This window comes from Bifidobacterium indicum (genome assembly GCF_036987015.1).
In the GTDB taxonomy this organism is placed as follows: Bacteria; Actinomycetota; Actinomycetes; order Actinomycetales; family Bifidobacteriaceae; genus Bombiscardovia; species Bombiscardovia indica.
This window is the reverse complement of the sequence record NZ_BTXM01000002.1, coordinates 1-19882: the sequence shown is the minus strand read 5'-3', so window position 1 is coordinate 19882 and position 19882 is coordinate 1. Positions and strand designations below refer to the sequence as shown.

17 protein-coding genes are annotated in these 19882 nt (G+C 57.5%); 3 read left to right on the top strand and 14 right to left on the bottom strand.

The window, feature by feature from the left end:
• Positions 1 to 285: 285 nt before the first annotated feature.
• The 10 genes from AACP59_RS06860 to AACP59_RS06815 form a co-directional block, all read right to left on the bottom strand.
• Positions 286 to 1122 (bottom strand): carbohydrate ABC transporter permease, encoded by an 837-nt coding sequence (locus AACP59_RS06860; protein ID WP_297316640.1) that lies wholly within the window; start codon positions 1120 to 1122, stop codon positions 286 to 288.
• Positions 1119 to 1973 carry a carbohydrate ABC transporter permease gene (locus AACP59_RS06855; RefSeq protein ID WP_297316639.1) on the bottom strand — a complete coding sequence of 285 codons (855 nt, stop codon included), beginning with the start codon at positions 1971 to 1973 and terminating at the stop codon, positions 1119 to 1121. The genes AACP59_RS06860 and AACP59_RS06855 overlap by 4 nt, the downstream gene beginning before the upstream one ends.
• A gap of 137 nt (positions 1974 to 2110) precedes the next feature.
• The gene (locus AACP59_RS06850) at positions 2111 to 3424 is read right to left on the bottom strand and encodes an ABC transporter substrate-binding protein (RefSeq protein ID WP_339350446.1); all 1314 of its coding nucleotides are present in this window, start codon (positions 3422 to 3424) and stop codon (positions 2111 to 2113) included.
• A gap of 144 nt (positions 3425 to 3568) precedes the next feature.
• Positions 3569 to 4882 carry an ABC transporter substrate-binding protein gene (locus AACP59_RS06845; RefSeq protein ID WP_297316644.1) on the bottom strand — a complete coding sequence of 438 codons (1314 nt, stop codon included), beginning with the start codon at positions 4880 to 4882 and terminating at the stop codon, positions 3569 to 3571.
• Positions 4883 to 5064: 182 nt separating this feature from the next.
• Positions 5065 to 6411, bottom strand: a complete 1347-nt coding sequence (locus AACP59_RS06840) for a glycoside hydrolase family protein (protein WP_297316643.1) — start codon at positions 6409 to 6411, stop codon at positions 5065 to 5067.
• A gap of 184 nt (positions 6412 to 6595) precedes the next feature.
• A complete protein-coding gene (locus tag AACP59_RS06835) occupies positions 6596 to 7639 on the bottom strand; it encodes a LacI family DNA-binding transcriptional regulator (RefSeq protein WP_339350442.1) in 1044 nt (347 codons plus the stop codon).
• An 83-nt stretch (positions 7640 to 7722) separates the two neighbouring features.
• Positions 7723 to 8322 (bottom strand): DUF624 domain-containing protein, encoded by a 600-nt coding sequence (locus AACP59_RS06830; RefSeq protein ID WP_297316641.1) that lies wholly within the window; start codon positions 8320 to 8322, stop codon positions 7723 to 7725.
• A 92-nt stretch (positions 8323 to 8414) separates the two neighbouring features.
• The gene (locus AACP59_RS06825) at positions 8415 to 9251 is read right to left on the bottom strand and encodes a carbohydrate ABC transporter permease (RefSeq protein ID WP_297316640.1); all 837 of its coding nucleotides are present in this window, start codon (positions 9249 to 9251) and stop codon (positions 8415 to 8417) included.
• A complete protein-coding gene (locus tag AACP59_RS06820; RefSeq protein WP_297316639.1) occupies positions 9248 to 10102 on the bottom strand; it encodes a carbohydrate ABC transporter permease in 855 nt (284 codons plus the stop codon). The genes AACP59_RS06825 and AACP59_RS06820 overlap by 4 nt, the downstream gene beginning before the upstream one ends.
• A 121-nt stretch (positions 10103 to 10223) precedes the next feature.
• Entirely contained in the window at positions 10224 to 11573 is a 1350-nt protein-coding gene (locus AACP59_RS06815) for an ABC transporter substrate-binding protein (RefSeq protein WP_339350440.1), read from the bottom strand.
• A 564-nt stretch (positions 11574 to 12137) separates the two neighbouring features.
• Here AACP59_RS06815 and AACP59_RS06810 point away from each other — a divergent pair.
• Complete coding sequence (locus tag AACP59_RS06810) at positions 12138 to 13148, top strand: LacI family DNA-binding transcriptional regulator (protein ID WP_297316637.1); 1011 nt, start codon at positions 12138 to 12140, stop codon at positions 13146 to 13148.
• Between the two features lie 55 nt (positions 13149 to 13203).
• Here AACP59_RS06810 and AACP59_RS06805 read toward each other — a convergent pair whose 3' ends face one another.
• Together AACP59_RS06805 and AACP59_RS06800 are read right to left on the bottom strand one after the other, a co-directional pair.
• Entirely contained in the window at positions 13204 to 15657 is a 2454-nt protein-coding gene (locus tag AACP59_RS06805) for a glycogen/starch/alpha-glucan phosphorylase (RefSeq protein WP_339350438.1), read from the bottom strand.
• 328 nt (positions 15658 to 15985) lie between these two features.
• On the bottom strand, positions 15986 to 16684 hold the full coding sequence (locus tag AACP59_RS06800; protein ID WP_297316635.1) for a histidine phosphatase family protein: 699 nt from the start codon (positions 16682 to 16684) through the stop codon (positions 15986 to 15988).
• Between the two features lie 62 nt (positions 16685 to 16746).
• On the opposite strand from AACP59_RS06800, the gene AACP59_RS06795 reads away from it, so the two are divergent.
• Entirely contained in the window at positions 16747 to 17109 is a 363-nt protein-coding gene (locus AACP59_RS06795) for a DUF4235 domain-containing protein (protein WP_339350436.1), read from the top strand.
• Between the two features lie 252 nt (positions 17110 to 17361).
• Positions 17362 to 18207: a nitroreductase family protein gene (locus AACP59_RS06790; protein ID WP_339350434.1), complete on the top strand. Its 846-nt coding sequence runs from the start codon at positions 17362 to 17364 to the stop codon at positions 18205 to 18207.
• Positions 18208 to 18235: 28 nt separating this feature from the next.
• Here the strand turns inward: AACP59_RS06790 and AACP59_RS06785 are convergent, their stop codons facing one another.
• The gene (locus tag AACP59_RS06785) at positions 18236 to 18487 is read right to left on the bottom strand and encodes a hypothetical protein (protein ID WP_297316632.1); all 252 of its coding nucleotides are present in this window, start codon (positions 18485 to 18487) and stop codon (positions 18236 to 18238) included.
• Between the two features lie 44 nt (positions 18488 to 18531).
• On the bottom strand, positions 18532 to 19470 hold the full coding sequence (locus tag AACP59_RS06780) for an aldo/keto reductase (protein ID WP_297316631.1): 939 nt from the start codon (positions 19468 to 19470) through the stop codon (positions 18532 to 18534).
• Positions 19471 to 19882: the final 412 nt, after the last annotated feature.

Here is a 19882-nt window from a genome sequence, read left to right as displayed (position 1 = left end):
TTCCATCAACTTCGCTTGAACAACCAAGTACCGTCTCCATATATCGGCGCGAGCCGGTGAAAGGTTTCGACGGGGTCCGCCCCCATCAGACAGCCGACCGGCCGATGCCTTGCGGACACCGTCCTTACGGGAATACAGAATACCCAACCCCCTCGTATCTTCTGGCCTCATACACGCCAACCAGAAAAGCCGACCCACCGTGCTCGAAGGAGCAACCGGTGGGTCGGTCTAACCTCAAATACCAGTGGGCCATACACAAATAGGCCCGCACTGGTTCCTGTGTGGTTATCCTTTGACGGCGCCGGCGAGGACGCCGCTGATGATGTAGCGTTGGCAGACGAGGTAGAAGACGATGATGGGGATGATGGCCAGGACCAGGCATCCCATCATGGCCCCCATGTCCACGCTGCCATACCCGCCCTTGAGGTACTGGATCGCTATGCTCATGGTCTTGTACTTACGCATGTCCAGGGTCAGGTAGGGCAGCAGGAAGTCGTTCCAGATCCACATCGCCTCCAGGATCGCCACCGACACGATCGAGGGACGCATGATGGGCACCACGATCCCGAAGAAGGTGCGCGGGATGCTCGCCCCGTCGATCATGGCCGACTCCTCCAGCTCCACCGGGATGCCCTTGACGACACCCGTGAAGATGAACACCGCCAGACCGGCGCCGAACCCCAGATACACGATCCACAACCCCCAGGGCGTGTTCAGCCCCAGCATGTCCGCAAGCTTGGAAAGCGTGAACATCACCATCTGGAACGGCACGATCATGTTGAACAGGAACAACAGGTACAGGAACCTCGCCACCCGGTTGCCCACCCGCACGATCCACCAGGCGCACATGGACGTGCACAACAGGATCAGGGCCACCGAACCCACCGTGACCACCACGGTCCAGCCGAAGCTCGCCAACAGGTTCGTCCGCTCGATCCCCCGCGCGTAGTTATCCAACCCCACGAAGGCCCGGCCCCGCGGGACCGAGAACGCGTCACGAGAGATATACGCCTTGTTCTTGAAGGAATTGACCACCACCAGCACGATCGGGAACACCCACAACAGGGAGACCACCGTGAACAGAACCGTCCACAACCACGAATGCCTGATACGCTCACTCATGCCGACACCTCCCTGCTGGTCGTCAACCTGTTCTGCAACACCGCGATCACCGCCACGATCACGAAGAACACCACCGCCTTGGCCTGGCCCACACCCTCGAAACCGGTCCTGCCGTAGAAGGTCCGGTAGATGTTCAGCGCCAACAACTCGGACGTGTTCGACGGGGCCCCGTTGGTCAACGCCAGGTTCTGGTCGAACATCTTGAACCCGTTCGTCACCGTCAGGAAGGAACACACCGTGATACTGGGCATCATCAACGGCAACGTCACCCGGAACAAGGTCTGCCGCCCATTGGCGCCATCGACCTGCGCCGCCTCGATCACATCACCGGGAAGGGCCTGCAGACCCGCGATATAGATGATCATCATATAGCCGATCTGCTGCCAGCAATACAACATCACCATCCCCCAGAACCCATACACACCCGAATACGTGATCGAACGACCCCAATGGGCCAACACCCCGTTGAGCAGCAACAACCAGATATACCCCAGGATGATCCCGCCGATCAGGTTCGGCATGAAGAACACCGAACGGAACACATTCGCCCCGCGGATCGCCTTCGTCAACAGGAACGCCACCGCGAAAGCCACGACATTGACCACCAACGTCGTCACCACCGTGAACGCCACCGTATACACCAGCGCATGCCAGAACTCACCATCCGACAAGGCCGCCCGGTAATTCCCCAAACCAATGAACCGCGCATCCGTCACCGTCGTGAACCGACAGAAACTCAAATACACACCCATCACAAACGGCACCACAAAACCAACAACAAAAGCCAACACCGTAGGCAACGTAAACAACCCCCACCACCTACGAACAGACCTACCAACCATCGAAACCACCATAACCTCCTAACCCATATCCCGAGTCAGTGCCCGGTCCGGTCTCACTGAGAAACGTGGATGACCAGAGACACAACCCCGCCGATATGTACGACAGCAAACATTGAAACCGTGCTCAATCGCGCCCATAGGCATCCTCATCCTTGGTGAGTCGTTTTGTATTCCGAAGCCCAGCCGTCGACGAAGGCCGATTGGACCTTGGACCAGTCCCCCGTACCCTGGGCATACTCCAACATGGCGTTCCCAAGACTGAGAGACCACTGTTGCGAGGGTAGAGGACGGATGATCATGTCGTAGCAATGCCTCTTGGCATAGGCATCGTTGGATCTGAGAATGGGATTTCGGGTCTTGTACCCTGCCTTGGAATAGGACTTGAAAGGCGTCTCAAAGCCCATGGTGTCCGTCACGATCTTCCTGGCCCCATCATTGGTCAGCATCCAGTCCAGGAAGCGCTCGGTCGCCTTCCTGTCGGCGGCAGGGATCTTCTTGTTGATGGCGAAGTAGTTGGAACTGATCGTCAGCCCGGCCTTGTCCTCTCCGGGCACACCCATGTATATCGGCAGGACGCCCATATCCTTGTCTTCGACCTTCTGGCCCTTGAGCTGCGGATACGCCCAGGATCCCGTCTGGATGAAAACGGCATCCCCAAGCGAGAATTCGGATACCGCATCGTCAAAGGTGGCACTCGACAGCTGTGTCGCAGGCACCGTTTCATCCTTGATGTACAGGTCGAATATCCTCTTCATGTCGGGTACGTACTTATCGGATACCGTGGGAGGCAGATCTGTCCTGCCCTGATCCCGATACTCGTAGTAAACGGGGATGTGGACGAGCTGATCGCCATAACGCCGGATGGAACTTGACTCAAAACCAGCTGAGGTAAAGGCCCCTTTGATGCCGAGTTCATCCTTATGCGCCTGGATCTCATCTGCCACGGTCTTCAAGGCATCAAAACCACGGATCTCATCCACGGAGTGGAGACTGGCCCAGGAAGCGTGGAAGTACTTCCCCAGTATCGCCTTGTTGTAGATGATGCCGTACCGGTCCAAAACGAACGGTATGGCCCCGACCTTATCGCCGGTCTTTAACACGTAATTGGGATCCTTCAGGTCCTTGTACATACTTGTGCCGGATAGGTCCGCACAGTACTCCGCCCAATTCGGATAGTCGTTGTTATCGAGTCCGATGATGGTCGGGGCGTTGCTCTTGGCAAGCTCGCTTTTCAGTGTCTGCTCATAGCTGTCCGCCGCAGGGGAGACAACATTGAACGCGATCCCTGTATCCTTGGTGAACTGCTTACCCAGTTCAACGAACTGATCATTGTTCTCGACCTTTTGACTGATCATGTACACCCGCCCCTCGGCGGAGGGATTCGATGACCCCCCACAGGCCGAGACACCCAGCATCATGCACAAGGAAGCAGCCACTGCCAGAATCGATTTGGCTTTCATCTCGCACCTCATCCCTTTCCTTTGGAATCAGTCACGGCACTCGACAATGAGTACCTCGCCATCAACCGCTGCACCGGTAGGGCCGGCGGGGACGTTCTGCGGGAATCCGACGGAACGCCCCCACCCTGGACTTCTGCCTTCCTGTCAGTGCGTGGTCTTGTACTCCTTGGCCCAGCCGTCAACGAACGAACTCTGGACCTTGGACCAGTCACCTGTTCCCTGAGCATACTCAAGCATGGCATCGCTGAGCGAAGCCACCCACTGGGCGCTGGGAAGCGGGTGAATCACCGTATCGTAATCACCGGCCTTGGCGTAGGCATCATTGGCCCGCTGAACAGGGTTCTTCGACTTGAAGCCATCCTTCTCATATGACTTGAAAGGCGTCTCGAAGCCCATATCGTCAGTCACGATCTTCCTGGCGTTGTTGTTCTTCAGGAAGTAATCCAGGAACTGCGCCGTCGCCTTCTTATCCTTGTCGGAGGCCTTCTTGTTGGTGGCGAAGTACATGAAACTGACCGTCAGACCGGACTTCTCCTCACCGGGGACACCGATGTAGATGGGCAGCACTCCTATATCCCCATCGGGCACGTCCTGGTCCTTTATCTGCGGGTACCCCCATGAACCGTTTTGCAGGAAAACGGACTGCTTGGTGGCGAACTCGTTGTTCGAGTCATCCATGGTCGCACTCGACAGCTGGGTCGGCGGGGTGGTCGAATCCTTCAGATACAGGTCGAAGATGTTCTTGAAGTTCTCCATGTACTTGCCTGAAATGGTCGGGGGCTCTTCCACGGCATTCTGGTCCCGGTACTCGTAATAGACGGGAATGTGGGCGAGCTGATCCCCAAAGCGCTTGCTGGAGCTGGCGTCGAATCCTGCCGAGCTGAAAGCGCCCTTGACGCCCAGATCCCCCTTATGCTCCTGGATCTCATCAGCGACAGTTTTCAAGGCCTTGAAATTGTTCACTTCCTTGATGGACTTGATGCTCGACCACTTTGCGTCGAAATACTGCTTCATCAAAGCCTTGTTGTAGATGATTCCGTAGCGCTCCATGACATAGGGCACTGCAATGACCTTGTCATTGAGCTTGAGTGCGTAATCCTTGTTCTTCAGATCCTTGTAAATGCCGGTGCCCGACATGTCACTGTAGTAATCCCCCCAGTTCTGGAAGTCATTGTTATCGACATCAAACATGGTGGGGGCATTCGATTTGGCCAGCTCGCTCTTCAGGGACTGCTCATAAGTACCCGATGATGCCACTGATATATCGACGGGGATTCCCGTATCCTTGGTGAACTGCTTGCCCAGCTCCTTGAATTCATCCTGCTGCTCGGGTTTCGCGCTCAGATAGTACACGTGACCCTTATCCGCGCTCTCCTGAGACCCTCCGCAGGCGGCAAGCCCACTGACGGACAGCACCAGGACGCCTACTGCCGCCGTGGCCTTCATGATTCTTCTCATATTCACTCCATTGCTTTGAGACCGACTACTTTATCGGGACGCTTATTCACTTCAATCACAAATGGATAAGCGCTTAAGCTAAAAAGACTCCACTCACGCTTCATGGGTGGTGGGATCGTACTCACCGGCATCCACTGCGTCATCGACGGATGCCGGTTACCTGATGGGTTCTTGGTAAGTGACTACACCTCCTTCAAGGTGTTGGAGATGGATATGCCCGAGACCTTGATGGAGCCTTCGGTGACGAACATACTCAGTCCGTCCCCATAATGGCGGTACACCCGGGCGTTCAGGGCAACACCATCAACATATAAGGTGGCTATGGTGTCATCGACCACAAGCTGCATGTGGTACACGGTGTCAGGTTCGAGCCTTATGGGCCTTTCCAGCCCAATGTTCATGTTGCTGAACCAGGGGTAGTTCGGGTTCCCCTCAAAGAGATAACGATTCTCACCGACCTTGAAATCGAACTGGTACGATTCACCGGTCTGCTCGTTTTCATACAGACGCAAACCGAAGGCACGCGTACCGGCAGAGAATGAGACATCGGCCTCGAAGCTGATCAAGTCACCGCTCTGATCATCCAGGACCTGTTCCGAACACCTGTCGGGTGAATCCAGGCTCACATCAGGCAGGGCACGCCGATCGTCGAAGGACTCCCAGAGGGTGTCCACCGGCTGCACGCCCAGTGAACCATCCTGACGCTGCATGATCTGATGGGGCACGAATGTACCGCCCCACTCATAATTGCTCGTGTCATCGTCGTGTTCCTTGGTGGCGACCCAGCCGAACAGGACGCGTTTGCCGTTCAGCTCGAAGGTCCTTCCGGCATAATAGGCACTGCCATCAAAGGCGTCGTCGACAGGGGCGGTCCACGGGCCTTCCAGGCTGGGTGCCATCCTGTAGATCATGCCGTGTTTGTCGCTGTACTCGGTAACGATGTGATACCACCAGTCACCCATCTTGAACAGATCAGGCATCTCATGCATGGTGTACAGGTCGGGAGCCCAGAAGTCGCCTTCGAATCGCCAGTCCTTCAGATCCTTGGAGGTGAAGGCCACGGTCCGTCCGCTTTGCCTGGTCTTCGGACCCTGCTTCCTGGCACCCAGCACCAGAAGGTACTGGTCCTTGTCTTCATCACGAATAACCCAGGGGTCACGCCAATCGTCAGGATCGTACCCCTCCTGAGGGGTAAAGGTCAGGGCGTCCTGGGTCTTCCGCCAATGCTGGAGGTCATCGCTGACGGCATGCATCAGCACCTGCGAGGGCTTGCCCTGGGCTGGATAATCCCGGTTATACCCAGTGTAGAAAGCGTGGTACTGCCCCTCGGCTTGGAAGATGCTGCCGGCATAGATGAACTGGTCCTGGTCCTGGTCACTTCCCCGAGGTATAGCGATACCGCAGTCCTTATAGTGCACGAAATCCTTGGTCGTAGCCAGCGACCAGCCGAAAGGCTGACCAAAGGGAACAGGATCGCGATCATCACGCTGGTGGAAGAGGTAGAACTCATCGCCCTTCCCAAAGGGCATACAATCACCGAACCAAGTGCCAGGGAATTGATAGTACAGCTTCGTCATTATGTCCTTTCGGGTTCTCATATCTCAGTACAACGCTTTCGACTGCTCTGTTTAAGCGATTAAGCACTTATTATAGATTCCTTACACCGAAAGTCAAATGCGAGCCTCCAACCCTAAGGAATCGTTCTGGCACCCACTAGTCGGCTATGGGCTTGACTGAGCTCCGGCGGACAGGTGGGCAGACCACTCGTATGGGCTCGTAGAAAGGCTTGTTGACACCCTCCCCCTTCTTGGTCGCGCCTTCTGTTCGTCGCTCCTGGTACTGAAGGAGGGTACGGATGCCGAGAACACCCAGCTCATACTGGGGCAGACCGACGGTTGAAAGGGCCGGATGGAGATGGGCCGAAATAAGTTCCTGATTGTCGAATCCCACGACTGAAAGATCATCGGGCACATGCAGTCCGCGCTCACGCATGGCGTCATACAGACCCATGGCTGTTCTGTCGTTGTGGCAGAACACCGCCGTGGCCTGCGTTTGCAGAACCTGCCGCATCACCCCATAACCACCGTCCTGGTCAGCCCTGCACTGAAGGACCAGGTCCGGGTCAAAAGCCACCCCTGCATGGGCAAGAGCCTCCTTGTACCCCTGCAGTCGCCCCTTCGAAGCAGGCGAGACTCCGACATCATTGACGAAGGCTATTCTCCTGTGTCCCGCTTCAATCAGTAGCTCCGTGGCGGTACGTCCGCCCTGGACCTCATCGGGGACAACGGCGGGAAAACGCCCCCTCTTGTCAAAGCAGTTGACCAGAACCGCGTTGACATTGCCAAGATCGCATGGAGGCTGGACCTCATGATGCACCCATGACGAGTAGGCGATTCCCTCAACCTGGCGCTCCAGCATAAAAGCACAGGCCCTGCGTTCTATGCTTGGATCGCCATGCGTATCGACGATGAGCAGTATCTTGCCGTTCCGCCATGCCTCATCCTGCGCACCCTGAATAACCTGGCCGGCAAATGGCGACGTGGCCACGCCGTCGCTGACGAACCCTATCAGGTCGGAGCGCCCCCTGGCCAGACTCCGAGCCATCGCATTCTGCCGATACCCCAGGTCTTCGGCGACCTTCCTGACCTTCTTCCTGGTCGATTCCGGTATCCTGACATTCTTGTTGTCATTGACCGCCCAGGATGCCGTGGCAATCGAAACGCCTGCTTCCCGTGCGACATCCTGCAATGTGACCATGCTGTCCAATCCTAATCGCGCGGCACAACTTTCCGCCTCAGCCCCGGACCCGGGCGATAGGTAAAGTCCCCTTTCACCGGGAATCAGGACACGTACCGCGCAAGAGCCCCATTCAGGAGAGGGGTGTGCAGCGTGATCAGGGTCCCGTACCCAAGAATGGCCAGGAGGAAGAGCCCCTGAGGCATGTAGAACCATGATGCCGCAACCAGAGCCAGGTAGCACAGGTCCATGGCCACCATGGCCAGGGTCCTGATCCATCCGACCACGCCGAAAACCATGGCATTCAAGAGTGTGCGCCCGACGGAATTCTCGAACCTGGCCTGCAGGGCCCACACCCACTCGAAACCGATGATCCAGACGATACTGAAGGCGAACTTGACGATCAGGAGCAGGGGGATCTGCAAGACCACCCAGGAGAAGACCAGGACAGCCAGGGTCGGGCCGAACACCAGCCAGATCAGGGTGGCCTTGGCGAAGTTCGCCTTAAAGGCCCTGAAGTAGTTAGCCGTGACGTTCCCCTGGCCTTCCAGCATTCGCCTTGCCGCGTCATGCCCCGCCGCCAAGGCGGCACCCACCGTTACCAAAGGCAGGCTGGTGACCACCATCAGGAGGTTGATCCAGATGGCGTCTATGGCATCGGACAAGCCGCGCATGAAACCGGAGTCCGGTGAAAGGAAGTTCATGATCGCCTCCGGGGTGTGGTGCCGGGTATGGAAGGACCGGCTCGGTTATCCTGACGATACACCGGGGCCGGTCCTGTCTGGTTCCTGTGTGGTTATCCTTTGACGGCGCCGGCGAGGACGCCGCTGATGATGTAGCGTTGGCAGACGAGGTAGAAGACGATGATGGGGATGATGGCCAGGACCAGGCATCCCATCATGGCCCCCATGTCCACGCTGCCATACCCGCCCTTGAGGTACTGGATCGCTATGCTCATGGTCTTGTACTTACGCATGTCCAGGGTCAGGTAGGGCAGCAGGAAGTCGTTCCAGATCCACATCGCCTCCAGGATCGCCACCGACACGATCGAGGGACGCATGATGGGCACCACGATCCCGAAGAAGGTGCGCGGGATGCTCGCCCCGTCGATCATGGCCGACTCCTCCAGCTCCACCGGGATGCCCTTGACGACACCCGTGAAGATGAACACCGCCAGACCGGCGCCGAACCCCAGATACACGATCCACAACCCCCAGGGCGTGTTCAGCCCCAGCATGTCCGCAAGCTTGGAAAGCGTGAACATCACCATCTGGAACGGCACGATCATGTTGAACAGGAACAACAGGTACAGGAACCTCGCCACCCGGTTGCCCACCCGCACGATCCACCAGGCGCACATGGACGTGCACAACAGGATCAGGGCCACCGAACCCACCGTGACCACCACGGTCCAGCCGAAGCTCGCCAACAGGTTCGTCCGCTCGATCCCCCGCGCGTAGTTATCCAACCCCACGAAGGCCCGGCCCCGCGGGACCGAGAACGCGTCACGAGAGATATACGCCTTGTTCTTGAAGGAATTGACCACCACCAGCACGATCGGGAACACCCACAACAGGGAGACCACCGTGAACAGAACCGTCCACAACCACGAATGCCTGATACGCTCACTCATGCCGACACCTCCCTGCTGGTCGTCAACCTGTTCTGCAACACCGCGATCACCGCCACGATCACGAAGAACACCACCGCCTTGGCCTGGCCCACACCCTCGAAACCGGTCCTGCCGTAGAAGGTCCGGTAGATGTTCAGCGCCAACAACTCGGACGTGTTCGACGGGGCCCCGTTGGTCAACGCCAGGTTCTGGTCGAACATCTTGAACCCGTTCGTCACCGTCAGGAAGGAACACACCGTGATACTGGGCATCATCAACGGCAACGTCACCCGGAACAAGGTCTGCCGCCCATTGGCGCCATCGACCTGCGCCGCCTCGATCACATCACCGGGAAGGGCCTGCAGACCCGCGATATAGATGATCATCATATAGCCGATCTGCTGCCAGCAATACAACATCACCATCCCCCAGAACCCATACACACCCGAATACGTGATCGAACGACCCCAATGGGCCAACACCCCGTTGAGCAGCAACAACCAGATATACCCCAGGATGATCCCGCCGATCAGGTTCGGCATGAAGAACACCGAACGGAACACATTCGCCCCGCGGATCGCCTTCGTCAACAGGAACGCCACCGCGAAAGCCACGACATTGACCACCAACGTCGTCACCACCGTGAACGCCACCGTATACACCAGCGCATGCCAGAACTCACCATCCGACAAGGCCGCCCGGTAATTCCCCAAACCAATGAACCGCGCATCCGTCACCGTCGTGAACCGACAGAAACTCAAATACACACCCATCACAAACGGCACCACAAAACCAACAACAAAAGCCAACACCGTAGGCAACGTAAACAACCCCCACCACCTACGAACAGACCTACCAACCATCGAAACCATGTATATCCTTCCTCGATCCCCGCTGTTCAGATTGTCCTGCACCCCTTCCGCGCCAAAGGCCGGAAGGCGTGCAGGACCGAGTCAACTCACACGACCACTTGCGGGAACAGGATCGAGAGTCTCAAGCCTTATGGTTGGCCTGATACTCCTTGGCCCAGTTGTCGACAAACGCGCTCTTGACCTTGTCCCAGTCACCGGTGCCCTGGGCATATTCCAGCATTGCGTTGCCCAGATCGTTCTTCCACTGCTCGGAAGGCATCATGGTGAAGTTCCAGCCGACCTGCTCCTTGCCCGACTTGGAGTCCTTCACGGCCTCCTCGACCAGGGGGTTGTCGGACTTGACCTTGTCGAAGCTCTTGAAAGGGGTGGTGAGGCCCATGTCGGAACTCATGGCCTTCTTCCCCTTCTCGGAGGTGATCATCCAGGCCAGGAACTTCTCAGTGGCCTGCTGGTCCTTCTTGGAGGCCTTCTTGTTGATGCACCAGTAATTCTCGGATCCTGTGGCCAGTCCCTGCTTCTTCTCGCCGGGTGCCCCGATGTAAATGGGCATCATGCCCACGTTCGACTTGTCCATGCCCGCCTTCTCCAGGTCCGACCATGCCCAGGTCCCGTTCTGGTACAGTGCGGCCTCACCCAGGGCGAATTCGGAGTTGGCGTCATCACCGGTCTTGGAGCTCAGCTGCTTGGGATCGGTGGTGGAGTCCTTCAGGTACAGATCGAAAATCTGCTTGAACTGAGGCATGTATGTGCCCTTGACGGTCTCGGGCTGTGCCTTGACGTTCTCATCCTTCAGCTCATAGTAGAGGGGGATGTTGGCCAGGTGGGTCTTGAAGCGCCAATCGGAGCTGGAATCGAACCCTGCGGACGTGAACGCACCCTTGACGCCGAGTTCATCCTTATGCTGCTGGATACCGTCGGCCACCTCCTTGAGCTTCTCGAAGGAGTCGATTTCCTTGACGGACTTGACCCTGGCATCCGAGAGCTTCATGTATTTGCCGAGGATGTTTTTGTTGTAGATCAACCCATAGGTCTCCATGGCATAGGGGACACCGAGCACCTGGGAACCATCGTCCGACTTCAGGGCCAGGTCCTTGTTGTTGAGCTGCTTGTAAACCTCGCTCTTGGACATGTCGGCCGTGTAGGACTTCCAGCTCGACAGACCCACAGGGCCGTTGACCTGGAAGAGTGTCGGAGGCTGTGACTTTGCGATCTCCGACTTGAGCGTCTGCTCATAGGTGCCGGAAGCGGCGGTTTGCACATCGACCTTTACGCCGGTCTCCTTGGTGTACTCGTCAGCGATGTCCTTCCACTGATCCGCTGCCTCGGGCTTGAAGTTCATGAAGAACACCTTGCCCGCATCGGCCTTGTCGTCTCCGGATGAAGACGAGGAACCGCATCCCGCAAGGGCACCAACCGACAAGGTCAGGGCCGCCAGAAGACCGACCCCCTTGGTTACCATTTGATTCATCATCGAACCTTTCTCTTGTTCGTGCCGAATTCCTCATGATGCCAATGCACTGGATCCGCGTTGACATGAAATCCGATCTATCTACCATTGTCTACAAATTTCCAAAAAATGCAAACGATAGCATACGTGCCATGCCGGTCCGCCACTTCTCGACCAAATTCAGGCTGTCCCCTAAAGACCGTAAGAAAGACAAGATGTCGGGTGGATCCAGCATCCGGGCGATGGAATGTAGCAACATGCAACTTTCGGGACCATCCCTGCAACTGTAGAGCAGATCCAACCAGAAGGACCCCACCGTGTGTCTCAATAATGAAAACGTAACCATCTCGTGAGCAGACCAGTGAAACGCCCACATAGCATCCAGAACCAGATCTCAAAAGGCCGGTCATCATATAATTGCAAGGGCAATAGTATGGAAGATGATGCTATCGTTGTCTCCGAACCGGACACCTTGCTGAAATCTTGCTGTCACACTGTAGTCGGGAGGATAGGTATGGTCGGTTTGCCCATGTTCAGGTCTCAGGTGTTCTCCCGCCGTCATAGGTGCCTGCCGATCGGAGGGGGTCGATGAAGTCCACAATCCAAGATGTAGCCGAAAAGGCGGGGGTTTCCGTCTCCACGGTGTCCAGGTCCTTTACCCGTCCGCAGTTGGTGTCGAGCCGCACCCGTGATCGGGTGCTGGAAGTGGCCGAGCAATTGGACTTCAGGATTTCCCGGTCGGCTGCGGCCTTGAAATCGGGGCAATCCCTGCGCATCGCCATGCTTATCAGCGACAGCATCACCAAATGGTTCAACAGCCACGTCTTCGAAGGCCTGAATGACGTTCTGCAGGATGCCGGCTACGACATCTCGATCTACTCCATGAACACCTTTGAAGCGCGCAACCGCTTCTTCACCAACCTGCCGGTCCGACGCAACGCCGATGCCATCGTCGTCTGCTCCTTCAACATCGAGCCGAAGGAGATAGCCAAACTCGGAGATATGGACGTGCCGATCGTAGGCATCAACATACCTGCCACCGACCGGTTCAACGCGGCGGTCAACGTGAATGACCACGATTCCATGAAACTGGCGGTCAACCACCTCATAGGCCTCGGCCATCACAGGATTGCGTTCGTCAGGGCCGGCCACGGCTCACCCTTCCAATACCGTGCCGACGAACGCCTTGCCGGGTTCATGGACGCCTGCAAGGATGCCGGTATCACCGATCAGGTCACAGCCATACAGTGTCCTCCGGGCCAGGACGTTTCCAACTCGGCACTCTCCCAGCTGCTGGCCCTCGACCCTGCCCCTTCGGCCGTCTGCTTCCAGACCGACGAGCTGGCCATACCCGTCCTCTACCGAATTCGCCGCTACGGAAGACACGTACCGGAGGATCTCTCCATGATCGGCTTCGACGACAGCACCTATAGCCGCCAGATGGGCCTGACGACCATCAGGCAGGACCCATACGCCATGGGCAAGTCGGCGGCCGAAAAGGTTCTGGACCTTATCGCCGACCGCGAACCTCATACTCGCTTCCAGATGTTTCCGACCCATCTGGTGCTGAGGGACACGACCAAACCTCCCAGGTCGTAAGAAACCCGTGCGGGTGACATGCGGTCGCAACCGGATGTCACCCGCACGATGCCGTTCAGTCCTGTGGTCCGGTCATCCAGATCCGGTCAAGGTAATCCTCGACGGCCCTATCGGAGCTGAAGGTACCGCAGCGGGCGATGTTCAGTATCGCCTTACGTGCCCATTCCCCATCGTCCCTGTAGGCTTGCTCGATGTCATCCTGGATGTCCATGTAGGCGGTGAAATCAGCCATGGTCATGAAGTAGTCCTTGTTCAACCAGTCCTGGACCAGTTCCCGGTACGTGCTGGTATCACCGTACGAGAAAGCACCCGATGCAACCATGTCCACGGCATCCTTCAACCGTGAATCGGCTTCATAGTAGGCCCGCGGATCATACCCACGGTCGTACAGATCCTGCACCTGCGATACGTCCATGCCGAAGAGGAAGAAGTTGTCTTCCCCGACCTGGTTGCGGATCTCTACATTGGCGCCATCAAGCGTACCAACGGTGAGGGCACCGTTCAGGGCGAACTTCATGTTGCTGGTGCCGCTCGCCTCCTTGCCCGCCTGCGATATCTGCTCATCCAGATCGGTGGCGGGTATCAGGTGCTCGGCCAGCTCAATGTTGTAGTTCCAGGGGAAGTAGACCCCCAGGAGGCCATTGACCTGAGGATCGGCATTGACGACCCGTGCCACATTGTTGATCAATTGAATGGTCAGCTTGGCCATGGCATAGCCGGGAGCAGCCTTGGCGCCGAAAATCACGGTCCGAGGCTGCATCGTGGTCAAATCGACCGCGCCACTCCTGATGGCGTTGTACTGCGCAATCACCGACAGTATCTTCAGGGACTGCCTTTTGTACTCATGCAGACGCTTCACCATGACATCGAACATGGTCGACGGATCCGGGCGGAATCCATAGCGCCTTTCGGCATGATCCGCGAAGTCCACCTTGTTCGCCTTCTTGACCTGCATGAACCGATCCACGAAGGAGGCATCATCAGCGAGCTTTTCCAGACCCTCCAGCCTGTCAAGGTCGGAAATCCACCGATCCGTACCCAGGCCTTCCGTAATCAGCGCGGACAGTCGGGGGTTGGCCAAGCGGATGAACCGACGAGGGGTGACCCCGTTGGTGACATTGGTGAACTTCTGGGGGTAGACGGCGTTGAAGTCCTTCAGAGTGATGTCCCTGAGCAGCTGGGAGTGCAGTTCGGCCACACCGTTGACCTTCTGCCCACCCACAGTGGCCAGGTAGGCCATCCTGACCTTGCGGCCATCACCAGGGGTGACGATGCGCATCCTGTCGATCTGATCGGCACCAACCCCCTTGGCCTGCAGTTCCGCCACAAAATGACGATCGATGTCTTCGATGATCTCCATATGACGGGGAAGAAGCTGGGCGATGAGGTCCGCCGGCCATTCCTCCAGGGCCTCGGGAAGAAGGGTGTGACAAGTGTAGTTGAAGGTCGACCGGGTGATCTCCCAGGCCTGGCCCCATTCATACCCATAGACATCAAGCAATACCCGCATCAGCTCAACGATACCGATGACCGGATGCGTGTCATTCAATTGGAAGCAGATCTTATCGGACAATCCCGTGAGATCCGGATGTTCCTCGCCCGGGTAGAAAGTGGCGATGGCATCCGCAATGGAGGCGGCCACAAAGAAGTACTGCTGCTCGAGCCTCAACAACTTGCCCGCAGTGGTGGAATCCTCCGGATAGAGCACCTTGCTGATGGTTTCGGCCTCCACCTGGGGCTTGACGGCACCGAGATAGTCCGCCTTATTGAACGCATCCAAATCGAATTCATCGTAGGACCGAGCCTCCCACAGCCTCAGGGTGTTGACCCTGCCGGATGCATATCCCGGAACCGGGTAGTCGACCGGTACGGCGCGGACCGACCATTCTGGTTCCCAGACCCGGCGGACGTCCTTGCTTACCACGCGGCCACCGAAGGATATCCTCTGCACCCTGCCCGGGTTCTCATGACCCCAGGCGTCTTCCTCTTCCAGCCAGTAGTCAGGGCGCTCGACCTGTCGGCCCTGGCTGTCGAAGGACTGCTCGAATATGCCGTAGTCGTACCGAATTCCGTAGCCAAAGGCCGGTACGTCAAGGGAGGCCAGCGAATCTACATAACAGGCCGCCAAACGCCCCAGGCCACCATTGCCCAGACCGGGTTCATGCTCCGCTTCGATGACCTTCCTGGGGTCAAAACCCAGTATTTGCATGGCCTCATCGAATTGATCGGTCAGGCCGGCATTCAACAGGGCGTTGGAGAGCTGTTTGCCTAACAGATACTCGGCACTCAAATACCCAACCGCCTTGGTGGAACCCTCGACCATTCGCTGGTTGTTCCTGACCCAGGAGCGCATCAGCTGCTCACGGACAAGGCCGGCAACAGCCTGATAGACGTCCTCGACGCGTGCCTGGGAACACTCGGTGCCATAGGCATTCGTCACTCTCTGACGCACTGCCTGGGCAAACTCCTCTGCCGACATCGACAGGCCCGACTGGGTCGCATCAACCATCTTCTGCTGCCTCCATATATTGCATACATCCGGCCATATCAACCTCCCCACGACACTGTGTCAGCTGTACGCCCGAGGGGCGATTCGGCTTGATTCCATACCGAAAGGAGACCGGCCTTATTCCGTTATCGTCACCGATGACGCCGCATGGTGGCCATACGACTTACCGTATTGCATACGTTATCATAGACACCCTAAAATATCACACAGAAGCTGATTATCTCCAATAAGGCTCGGACATATACCAAGCTGACACCGTTTGCATGTATCGTGAGCCGATGGCCACTACAGCCTATGCGCACCGGGGAGTGCTGTCGGTACCGACGATTCACACATTCCACTGCTTGAGGACGCGCTTGTCCTGGTAGATGCCGAGCACACCGTAATGGGCCGTGTCCATGCGGAGGAGTTGGGCCTTGTCCGGATCCAAGTCCATCCACTGGGTGACCAGGATACGCAAAACATGGGCATGGGCGACCAGGAGAACGTGTCCGCCTGCACGGACCACAGGCTCGATACGGGACACGACCTTGCGGGTGCGTCGGGCCACCTGGTCCAGGGTCTCTCCCTCGGTGACATGAACCTTAATCCGCTTACCAGTCGGCAGTTCGGTCTTCCAATCCTGGGCCGGGCAGCCACGCAGCGCCTGGGGTCCGTCAACCCACAGGCACCAGTCCCTCCCGATCTCGGCACTCACGTCCGCAGGCCGACGTCCCTCAGCGTGACCGTAATCCCATTCCACGATCTCGGGCATATCGGCAAGCCGATCATAACCAGCCAGCCGGGCCGTTTCCTGGGCTCTCTGCAGGGGGCTGGCAAAGGTAAACTCAGGGTCGAATCCATCCGGGAAGGCAAGGCGCAATCGCTCACCTGCCGCTTTAGCCTGATTCCTGCCTTCTGCAGTCAGGGACAGATTCGTCCTGCCCGTGTACTGACCCGTCTCACTCCATGCGGTCTGTCCGTGTCGCAGGAGCACGGCATATCCGCCGTTCGAGGCATCCTTGCCTGATGACGCAGCATGTATCATGCTGGTATCTTACCACCCACGAGTGCGCCACCTTTAAGCCAAATCCGTGGAATAATGGCTTCATGAGCATGGTAGGACAGGAACCGGGCAATCAAGCCGACCAGCTGGTCGGCGTATTCCACCGGATAGATGAAAAGGTGAACAGCATGCGTTCTTCGATTGAGTCGGATCCGGAAACACTCATGGACAAGGTTGCGAAGTTTGCCCTCCCCAGCATCGCTGGTCTGGTGGCCGGCAAGCTCTTCCAAGCCTTCTGGAGCAGCCTGGTGCGCAAACGCAACGGTGGCGTGGACACCGAAGAGGGTGACCAGGAGAGCGCCACAGCTGGCTTGCTGTTCGCCGTCCTTTCGGCCGCCGTGACCACACTGGCATCAACCCTGATCGAACGGGGTTCCCAGACCTTGATCGACCGGCGCCATAAGTAGAGGCCACGCCCCTCAGCGGGCTCGCATAAGCCAGCATGCCACAAGCCGGCTTTCACCGACCCGGATGTCATGAGTAAGATTACGGGTCAACGGCCATGAATCAGGCTTTACGGATCAACCCGTCATACATCCTTTTGCGCACCCCGAAGCAGCCGGCACGGAGGGCATGCGTTGGTATATGTCACTACTCCCACAGCAAGAACACCCTTCAGGGTCTTGTGCCCGTCTGCTGCAATGGACACAATGGGACCCATGACCACTTCACCACAATCCCCCGGCAGACCCGGAAAGGGCGGCAGATCCGCCAAACCAGAAGCCACGATACACAACGAAACCATCAACACACTGCTCAACCGTCGGACCATCCGCGCCTTCACCGATGAGACAATCGATCCCGACACGGTTGCCCTGCTTGAAGAGACGGCCCAGCATGCCGCCACCAGCAGGTACTTCAACGAGTGGTCCGCCATCCGCATCTCTGACCCGACCAAGGCCAGGACCATCGCAGACATGGCCCACCAGGACTATGTGGCCCAGGCTCCCCTCCTTTACATCTTCCTGGCCGACCAGCGCCGCAATGCGGACCTGGCAAAGCGCGAAGGTATCGATATCGACTCCAGAGGGTTCGTACTCAACACAGGGTATGTCTTCCTACAGTCCCAGAACGATGCCGTTCTCGCCCTGCATGCAATGGAAACCGCGGCCAATTCCATGGGTCTGGGATGTGTCATCCTCGGCAGCGTCATCAATGATGTGAATCGGATGATCGACCTGCTTGACCTGCCACGCCTGGTATACCCGGTACTGGGCCTGGCCATAGGCCATCCTGCCCAGGATCCACCCATGAAGCCCCGCATGCCCAGGCCGGCCCAGATATTCCTCGACTCCTATGGCCGGTCCGATACCCCGGGCACCCCGGACCAGGCACTAAAGGACTTTGACGAGACGGTCAAGCTTTACTACCGGGACCTGCGCCACATGGATGCTCCGCGCAAGACTTTCAGCAGGATTATCGCGGACAAGGCCTGCAACCCCAAGGAGGACCACGAGCCGATGCTCCCCTCCATCCAGGCACAGGGATTCGATATGACCCGATAACCAAGCGGCAGGCCTGCTAGTGGCATCCTCATCTCAAATGCCGGGGCTTGTAGCCCTTCCTCCTCGAATGGGGTTTCAGCTGCTGATTGAGGGGCACCCGGGTGTAAGAGCCCGGCTCATGGCTGGTCAGATGCCAGAAACCACAGTACTGGCACCGATACACCCAGAGCCGGGCACCCCGCTCCATCAGGCTCTGATCAGCTGCACGGAGCGCTTTTGCCTTGTCATGATACATGATCTTCGACGTGCTTGCGCATCGCTTGGGAGTGAAATAGTGCATGGGAACTACCTTGAAACCGAGCCGCTCGACCTACCGGAATGGTCTTAGGGAAGGTCGTTCCCGGCGGAAAGGTAAAGGTCGTACCATTCCTGGGCGGTCAGATCCACATCGGCACCTGCTGCCATCTCGGTAATGCGGGAGGGGGTCATGGACCCCAGCAGAACCTGCATGCCGGCTGGGTGGCGAAGAATCCATGCCACGGCTATGGCGCTCTTGCTGACGCCGTGCTGCTCGGCGATTTTCTGCAGGCAATCATTCAGGTCGGGGAACTTGGGATTGTCGATGAAGACCCCCTCGAAGAAGCCCGTCTGGAAGGGGCTCCAGGCCTGAATGGTCATGTGCTTCAGGCGGGAGTAGGAAATCAGACCGCCATCGTGATCCAGGCTGGAATCGTCAATCATGTTGACGTGGAATTCCTGCTGAACCATGCCCGTATGTCCTAGGCCGAACTGAATCTGATTGACATCCAACTTCTGGCTGATTCCGCTTTGCAGGAGCTCTACCTGCATAGGATTGACATTGCTGACCCCGAAGTGCCGGACCTTCCCCGAGGTCTGCATCGTGTTGAAGGCCTCTGCCAACTGGTCCAGCTCAACCAGGGTATCCGGCCTGTGCAGGAGTAGGTAGTCGACATAATCGGTCTGCAGATTCTTCAGTTCCTGGTCCACAGCCTGAATCAAGTGCTTGGCAGAGAAGTCGTACCGTGTGATCTGATCACTGGCAGGATCGCGGTAGATGCCTACCTTGGTCTGGATGCCGATACTGGCCCGGTCGATGCCGAGTTCCTTCAGGGCCCGACCCAACACCCTGCTGCTTTCACCACCATGGTAGCAATCTGCCGTATCGAAGTAGTCGATTCCTGCATCCAGGGCCGTCCGCACTATCGTGGCAGCCTCTTCCGGCGACTTGGTATCGATGCGCATGACTCCAAGAGCCACACGGGATGCTTTGACACCAGAGGTGCCGATGTTCATATATTTCATGTTGTGTCCTTAAATCCAGTCACCATCATTCTATCGCCGTACCCCTATGATACGGAGACGCAGATTCTCAATTGTCCAAACAATACAACCGTACCAACTTCGAGACCGGGATTGATCAGTTCAGATCTACAGCGACGGCATGAATAGTGTGCTCTGTTGGTATCCGTGAAAGAGTGGAGACCGCAGGGTAGAGGGGGTGTTGGATGGTTTTCCGGTTGTTCAGGTGTGAGGTTCGGGTGGGTGCCAAAGAGTCCTTGGTCCCTGTGGTGGTGCTATGTGTATGGGTGTGGTTGTGGTCGGTCCGGTCGCTGACGTTGCGCCGGGTCGCGGCTGGGTTGACGGTGTGGGATGGGACAGGAGGTACCCCCGGCAGGGGTTGCTGTTCCCCGTGTCGGGTGATTGCGCGTGGCGG

Coding starts and splice junctions, on each gene's coding strand:
- AACP59_RS06860 (WP_297316640.1), bottom strand. CDS start 1,122: ATGAGTGAGCGTATCAGGCATTCGTGGTTGTGGACGGTTCTGTTCACG.
- AACP59_RS06850 (WP_339350446.1), bottom strand. CDS start 3,424: ATGAAAGCCAAATCGATTCTGGCAGTGGCTGCTTCCTTGTGCATGATG.
- AACP59_RS06845 (WP_297316644.1), bottom strand. CDS start 4,882: ATGAGAAGAATCATGAAGGCCACGGCGGCAGTAGGCGTCCTGGTGCTG.
- AACP59_RS06840 (WP_297316643.1), bottom strand. CDS start 6,411: ATGCCCTTTGGGAAGGGCGATGAGTTCTACCTCTTCCACCAGCGTGAT.
- AACP59_RS06835 (WP_339350442.1), bottom strand. CDS start 7,639: ATGGTCACATTGCAGGATGTCGCACGGGAAGCAGGCGTTTCGATTGCC.
- AACP59_RS06830 (WP_297316641.1), bottom strand. CDS start 8,322: ATGAACTTCCTTTCACCGGACTCCGGTTTCATGCGCGGCTTGTCCGAT.
- AACP59_RS06825 (WP_297316640.1), bottom strand. CDS start 9,251: ATGAGTGAGCGTATCAGGCATTCGTGGTTGTGGACGGTTCTGTTCACG.
- AACP59_RS06820 (WP_297316639.1), bottom strand. CDS start 10,102: ATGGTTTCGATGGTTGGTAGGTCTGTTCGTAGGTGGTGGGGGTTGTTT.
- AACP59_RS06815 (WP_339350440.1), bottom strand. CDS start 11,573: ATGATGAATCAAATGGTAACCAAGGGGGTCGGTCTTCTGGCGGCCCTG.
- AACP59_RS06810 (WP_297316637.1), top strand. CDS start 12,138: ATGAAGTCCACAATCCAAGATGTAGCCGAAAAGGCGGGGGTTTCCGTC.
- AACP59_RS06805 (WP_339350438.1), bottom strand. CDS start 15,657: ATGGTTGATGCGACCCAGTCGGGCCTGTCGATGTCGGCAGAGGAGTTT.
- AACP59_RS06800 (WP_297316635.1), bottom strand. CDS start 16,684: ATGATACATGCTGCGTCATCAGGCAAGGATGCCTCGAACGGCGGATAT.
- AACP59_RS06795 (WP_339350436.1), top strand. CDS start 16,747: ATGAGCATGGTAGGACAGGAACCGGGCAATCAAGCCGACCAGCTGGTC.
- AACP59_RS06790 (WP_339350434.1), top strand. CDS start 17,362: ATGACCACTTCACCACAATCCCCCGGCAGACCCGGAAAGGGCGGCAGA.
- AACP59_RS06785 (WP_297316632.1), bottom strand. CDS start 18,487: ATGCACTATTTCACTCCCAAGCGATGCGCAAGCACGTCGAAGATCATG.
- AACP59_RS06780 (WP_297316631.1), bottom strand. CDS start 19,470: ATGAAATATATGAACATCGGCACCTCTGGTGTCAAAGCATCCCGTGTG.